The 387-nt window shown below is 38.0% G+C and carries 1 protein-coding gene; it reads right to left on the bottom strand.

The genetic code is table 11. From position 1 onward, the window contains the following. The coding region (locus tag KH400_RS22020) for a stage II sporulation protein P (RefSeq protein ID WP_217228272.1) at window positions 1–387 on the bottom strand (387 nt) is incomplete at both ends.

Here is a 387-nt window from a genome sequence, read left to right on the forward strand (position 1 = left end):
GGGTTATTTTTCCCAATAACAAAATAAGTTCGTGCGTATTCTATCCCGTTAATTGTAACGGTTGTTATATCTCTGCGTAATGCATCGCGATGGATTTCAAAGAAAAATTCTAAGTCTTGATTGTTTTCCATGGCTGTTTTTATAAGATCTCTTGACGCTTCATAGGACTGAGGATAGCTCCATCCAAGTTCGCTTAACATACCACTAATATCAGTTTTGTCGACCTCCGTTCCGATACCTCTCTTTTCTAATTCTTTTCCTAATCTCTCGCCTACTAAAGTGACATTTACATCTGCATGCCAAGCATCGTCCGGTTCAGATGCGTTTTTTAATTCAGGAAGGAATGATTCCCGACTATGTGAATGGATAATATGAACAACTTTATTC

Source organism: Desertibacillus haloalkaliphilus (assembly GCF_019039105.1).
In the GTDB taxonomy this organism is placed as follows: domain Bacteria; phylum Bacillota; class Bacilli; order Bacillales; family KJ1-10-99; genus Desertibacillus; species Desertibacillus haloalkaliphilus.